The sequence below is a fragment of the Acinetobacter sp. YH12072 genome, assembly GCF_013419565.1.
GTDB lineage: Bacteria > Pseudomonadota > Gammaproteobacteria > Pseudomonadales > Moraxellaceae > Acinetobacter.
In genome coordinates, this window is sequence record NZ_VOZV01000066.1 from 1 (window position 1) to 5,690 (window position 5,690).

Annotated in this window: 5 protein-coding genes and 1 pseudogene; 5 read left to right on the forward strand and 1 reads right to left on the reverse strand. The window is 39.8% G+C overall.

The genetic code is table 11. From position 1 onward, the window contains the following. Together FTU19_RS15610 and FTU19_RS15615 are read left to right on the forward strand one after the other, a co-directional pair. Nucleotides 1-127 (forward strand): annotated as a pseudogene (locus FTU19_RS15610) (IS5/IS1182 family transposase); the annotation flags it as partial. A gap of 163 nt (nt 128-290) precedes the next feature. Beyond that, nucleotides 291-1,169, forward strand: a complete 879-nt coding sequence (locus FTU19_RS15615; RefSeq protein ID WP_104426525.1) for an SMP-30/gluconolactonase/LRE family protein — start codon at nt 291-293, stop codon at nt 1,167-1,169. Nucleotides 1,170-1,223: 54 nt separating this feature from the next. Here the strand turns inward: FTU19_RS15615 and FTU19_RS15620 are convergent, their stop codons facing one another. Next, nucleotides 1,224-2,153 (reverse strand): LysR family transcriptional regulator, encoded by a 930-nt coding sequence (locus FTU19_RS15620; RefSeq protein ID WP_004782551.1) that lies wholly within the window; start codon nt 2,151-2,153, stop codon nt 1,224-1,226. A 111-nt stretch (nt 2,154-2,264) separates the two neighbouring features. Between FTU19_RS15620 and FTU19_RS15625 the strand changes: the two genes are divergently transcribed. The 3 genes from FTU19_RS15625 to FTU19_RS15635 all read left to right on the forward strand — a co-directional run. Beyond that, nucleotides 2,265-3,440 carry a fumarylacetoacetate hydrolase family protein gene (locus FTU19_RS15625; protein WP_180131863.1) on the forward strand — a complete coding sequence of 392 codons (1,176 nt, stop codon included), beginning with the start codon at nt 2,265-2,267 and terminating at the stop codon, nt 3,438-3,440. Between the two features lie 128 nt (nt 3,441-3,568). Continuing rightward, on the forward strand, nt 3,569-5,356 hold the full coding sequence (locus tag FTU19_RS15630) for an IlvD/Edd family dehydratase (protein WP_180131866.1): 1,788 nt from the start codon (nt 3,569-3,571) through the stop codon (nt 5,354-5,356). A gap of 21 nt (nt 5,357-5,377) precedes the next feature. Next, the coding region (locus tag FTU19_RS15635) for an aldehyde dehydrogenase family protein (RefSeq protein WP_180131868.1) at nt 5,378-5,690 on the forward strand (313 nt) is incomplete at its 3' end.

The window sequence follows — 5,690 nt, forward strand, 5'->3', positions numbered from 1 at the left end:
CGAACACATTAACAGTCAATTGAAAAGATTTAGAATACTAAGTGAACGCTATCGAAATAGACGGAAAAGATTCGGTTTACGCATTAACTTAATCGCTGCACTGGTAAACCGGATGAACTTGCAATAATGACTTTCGCAAGAGATCTATTATTAATAACTTCTGTTTATCAAAGATTGATATTTAATCATTAGTTATTTTTTAAAATAAATTATAATTTACTTAGAAACTATATGATTTTTCAATAAATTGAATGCCTATAAAATAGAGATAATCTTTCAGGATAATGTAAATGGAAATTAAAGTATTTGTTGATGTTAAGACACGTTTAGGTGAAGTGCCGACATGGGATCCTGTTCGTCAACGATTATTCTGGGTAGATATATTTGATGGTCGATTATTTTCCTGTGATGAACAAGGTAAAGACCTGAAAGCTTGGGAAACCCTTCAAAAGATTGGATCTTATGCACTACGAGAAAATCATAATGGAGCAATTGTTGCCTTAGAAAATGGGCTGCATAGTCTAGATTTTGATACTGGCGATTTAGATTTTATTTATCATCCTGAACCAGATATGCCTTTTAATCGTTTAAACGATGGAGGTGTAGATCGACAAGGCCGTTTCGTTTTTGGATCAATGAACCGTATGGAGGAAGATAAAACTGCCTCTTTATATCGTTTAAATACAGATATGACGGTTCAGAAACTTGAAGAAAATATCAATACTTCAAATGGAATATGCTGGAACCCTAAAGGCGATAAGTTCTATTTTACTGATACCTGGCAAGGTGAAATCTGGTCATATGATTATGCCAGTTCAGATACCGCTTTAACCAATAAACAGATTTTTAGCAAAATCGATACGCAAGATGGTGGTTCAGCAGATGGATCAACTGTAGATAGTGAAGGTTATGTCTGGAGTGCAAAAGTATATTCAGGCCAATTAGTACGTTATGCACCTGATGGCACTATAGATCGAATTATTAAAATGCCAGTTAAAAAAGTGACCAGTCTGGCTTTTGGAGGAAAAAATTTAGACGTGCTATTTGTTACCTCTATGTCTCAGCCTCCTTTACCACGTTTTCCCGGAGACAATCAGTTGCGCGGCAGTGTATTTGCAATTTATGGATTAGGTATCCAAGGTGTCGCCGAAACATATTTCAAAGGTTAAATGCTATTAAAGCACTTAGCTGATTCACCCAGCTAAGTGCTATTTTATTTAATTCTATTTAGTATTCTCTAATAAAATTTTTATAAAAGTCTGCGCAATTTCTGAAACTGGTTCATCTTTTCTTGTGAGGATTCCATAATCCTGAGCATCCAGGATTAATTCAGTTTCTAAAATGCAAAGCTTCCCCTCTTCAACCTGTTGAGTGACCATTGCTTCAGGCAGCATAGCCACCATGGGAGCAGTTTGTATAATCTGCAAAAAGGTTTGCATAGACATGGTATTGACCGTATTCAAGGGAACTTTAACATTTGCGCGCATAAATGCCGCTTCCATACGTTTCCGAATCGGTGTGCCTTTAGGGTAAACAACCCAAGGCCAATCTAGCAGTTCGTTTAATTGACAAAACTTCTTTTGGGCATAGGGATGCTCATGATTGACTACAATACAGAAAGGTTCTGGTCCTAACGGTTTGAAATCGAAAAACTGCTGTTGGGTTGCTTGGGTGAATCGGCCTACTGCTAAATCCAATGTATGTTCACTGAGCATTTCCATCAAATGATCACTAGTCTGTTCAACAACATCAATAGAAAGTAAGGGCCATTTCTTTTTAATCTCAATCACAGAATTTGGAATTACAGAAGCTGTTGCTGCAAAAATCCCACCTACTTTGAGAAATCCATGACCACCTAACCTGAGCATTTCAATATCTTCAACAAAATGTTTGGCATCGTTCAGTACACGCTGTGCGTAACGAATAACGTGCTGCCCTAATGCAGTAACCGGCATACTTCTAGGTAAGCGTTCAAAAATAGTAAAACCTAAAATGCTTTCAATTTCTTTTAACATCTTACTTATCGCAGGCTGGCTTAAATTCATTTGTTCAGCTGCTAAATGCATATTTTTAGTTCTTGCTAAAGTCTCTAATAGAACCAAATGCCTATATTTAAACCAATTATTAAAACTTGAATAATTTAAGTCTGCCATTCAGAAGTCCTTTCCCAATAACTACAGGTTATTAATTATTAAATTATTACCATTGGTGTTTATTAAAAAGGAATTCTATGATGATTTCAATTATAAATAGAGTTGCTTTACATGAAATTTACATTAAATTCAGCCAATTCATTGCCAATGGATGGCACACAAGGATGTTTAATTGGACGGGCATGGGTACCGCATAAAATTGCTGGGCCATCACCAGTTATTCTGAGGGGTAATCAGGTTTTTGATATATCTAATCATTTCAATACGATCTCTGAATTACTAGAAGCTGATTCTCCTATTTCGGCTCTTGCTAAAATCGAAGGTCAATTAATTGGCAATATTGATGAAATTTTCGCAAATACTTTGCCTGAGCCAGATCCAAGTAAAGCTTATTTTTTAGCACCCATTGACCTGCAAGTGATTAAAGCGGCTGGAGTAACTTTTGCTGCCAGTATGCTGGAACGAGTAATTGAAGAACAGGCTGCAGGAGATGCGGATAAAGCACAACATATTCGGGAAATCGTACAGAGCGTAATTGGAGACAGTCTTAAATCTATACAGCCGGGTTCCGTAAAAGCACTGGAATTAAAAAAATACTTAATTGAACAGAATATGTGGTCCCAATATCTTGAAGTTGGGATTGGCATTGATGCAGAAATATTTACCAAAGCTCCTGTTTTGGCTGCCGTAGGTACAGGTCAAAATATTGGTATTCATCCAAAATCTGAATGGAACAATCCTGAACCTGAAGTAGTTCTGGTGGCAAATAGCCAAGGTCAAATTTTAGGGGCAACTTTGGGTAATGATGTCAATCTGCGTGATTTTGAAGGACGCAGTGCCCTTTTACTGAGCAAAGCTAAAGATAACAATGCCTCATGTGCAATTGGTCCTTTTATCCGCTTATTTGATCAGACATTTAGTTTAGATGATATCCGCTCATGTGAAGTAGAACTCAAAATCGCAGGAACAGATAATTTTGTACTGAATGGTTTGAGTTCTATGTCTCAAATTAGTCGTGATCCAGAAGATTTAATTCAACAGACTTTAAATGAAAATCATCAGTATCCAGATGGATTTGTACTATTTTTAGGAACCTTATTTGCTCCTACCCAAGATCGAGAAAAGCCTGGAGCGGGCTTTACCCATAAAGTTGATGATGTCGTACGGATTCATACACCTAAACTAGGCACTCTTTACAATACTGTAACGACCAGCGACCGAGCATTACCTTGGAATTTTGGTATCAACTCATTGATTCAAAATTTAAAACAGCGTGAGTTACTTTAGTTGTCAGTGATTATTCCTAGGTTGAATGGTATTCCTGAATTGTTAGTTTTAGGGTTGGTCTCTACTCTTCTAACAAATAACTCCTCCTATATTGCTTATTTGCATAATATTAAAGTAAGGATCTGGAAATGAATGATCAAAGTAAACGGATTTTTTTACGTAGCCAGGAATGGTTTGATGATCCAGAACATGCAGATATGACAGCTTTGTATGTTGAACGATATATGAATTATGGTTTGACACGCGATGAGCTCCAGTCTGGCCGACCAATTATTGGTATTGCACAGACCGGCAGTGATTTAACTCCTTGTAACCGTCACCACAAAGAATTAGCAGAACGCGTTAAAGCAGGTATTCGTGATGCGGGTGGTATTCCTATGGAATTTCCGGTTCATCCAATTGCTGAACAATCACGTCGTCCTACTGCCGCACTTGACCGCAATTTAGCCTATTTAGGCTTGGTAGAAATTCTCCATGGCTACCCGCTTGATGGGGTAGTTCTGACCACAGGTTGCGACAAAACTACACCTGCCTGTCTCATGGCAGCAGCTACTACTGATTTACCGGCTATCGTTCTCTCAGGTGGACCTATGCTGGATGGCCACTATAAAGGTGATTTAATCGGATCAGGTACAGTGATCTGGCATGCACGAAATTTATTGGCTTCTGGTGAAATTGATTATGAAGGGTTTATGGAAATGACCACTTCAGCCTCACCATCAGTGGGTCACTGCAATACCATGGGTACTGCACTTTCCATGAATGCCTTAGCTGAAGCTTTAGGTATGTCTTTACCGACGTGTGCCAGCATTCCTGCTCCTTATCGTGAGCGTGGTCAAATGGCTTATGCGACTGGAAAACGCATCTGTGAGATGGTTCTAGAGGATTTAAGACCATCAAAAATCATGACCAAAAAATCCTTTGAGAACGCGATTGCTGTTGCATCTGCTTTAGGTGCCTCAAGTAACTGTCCTCCTCATTTGATTGCTATTGCGCGCCATATGGGGATTGAACTAACGCTAGATGATTGGCAGCGTGTAGGCGAATCGATCCCACTGATTGTCAATTGTATGCCTGCAGGTAAATATCTGGGTGAAGGTTTTCACAGAGCTGGGGGTGTTCCTTCCGTATTACATGAACTGCAACAGGCTGGTGTCATTCATGAAGATTGTGCAACAGTAAGCGGCAAGACTATAGGTGAAATTGCCAAGCGGTCTAGAACTTCAAATGCCGATGTAATTTATCCATATCAAGAGCCGCTTAAGCATGGTGCTGGCTTTATTGTATTAAGTGGTAATTTCTTTGACAGTGCCATTATGAAAATGTCTGTTGTGGGAGAGGCATTCAGAAAAACCTATTTGTCTAATCCACAGGATGAAAACAGTTTTGAAGCACGAGCTATTGTGTTTGAAGGGCCAGAAGATTATCACGCAAGGATTAATGATCCGGAACTCAACATCGATGAAAACTGCATCTTAGTTATTCGTGGTGCAGGTACGGTCGGTTATCCGGGCAGTGCTGAAGTCGTGAACATGGCACCGCCTACAGAGCTGATCAAAAAAGGCATCGACTCTCTCCCTTGCTTAGGGGATGGTCGTCAGAGTGGGACTTCAGCTAGCCCTTCTATTTTAAATATGTCACCTGAAGCAGCAGTTGGTGGTGGGATTGCATTGCTTAAGACCAATGACCTTTTAAGAATTGATTTAAATAAGCGTTCTGTCAATGTACTCGTTTCAGATGAGGAATTAGAACGCCGCCGTCAACAATGGAAACCTGACTACCCTGCATCTCAAACACCATGGCAAGAAATGTATCGCAAGTTAGTAGGCCAACTTTCTACAGGCGGATGCCTGGAACCAGCAACCTTATATATGCGTGTCATTAATGACAAAAACTTGCCCCGACATTCTCATTAAATCGAATCTAGGACTAATTAGATGAATAATATCGGCCACAACTTTATAGCTGGCACCCGTAGCGCTGCAGGTGATAAAGTCCTGAAAAGCCTGAATGCCAGCACCGGTGAAGCCCTGACTTTTGACTTCTTTCAGGCCACTGAACAGGAAGTCAACCAGGCCGTGGAAGCAGCCCATACAGCCTTTAAAACCTACCGACATACTTCCCCTGAACAGCGGGCTCTATTCTTAGAATCCATCGCAGATGAACTCGATGCTTTGGGTGAAGACTTCCTCAATACGATTTCTCAAGAAACGGCTTTACCTATTGCTCGTCTGCAAGGTGAACGCGGCC

Coding starts and splice junctions, on each gene's coding strand:
- FTU19_RS15615 (WP_104426525.1), top strand. CDS start 291: ATGGAAATTAAAGTATTTGTTGATGTTAAGACACGTTTAGGTGAAGTG.
- FTU19_RS15620 (WP_004782551.1), bottom strand. CDS start 2,153: ATGGCAGACTTAAATTATTCAAGTTTTAATAATTGGTTTAAATATAGG.
- FTU19_RS15625 (WP_180131863.1), top strand. CDS start 2,265: ATGAAATTTACATTAAATTCAGCCAATTCATTGCCAATGGATGGCACA.
- FTU19_RS15630 (WP_180131866.1), top strand. CDS start 3,569: ATGAATGATCAAAGTAAACGGATTTTTTTACGTAGCCAGGAATGGTTT.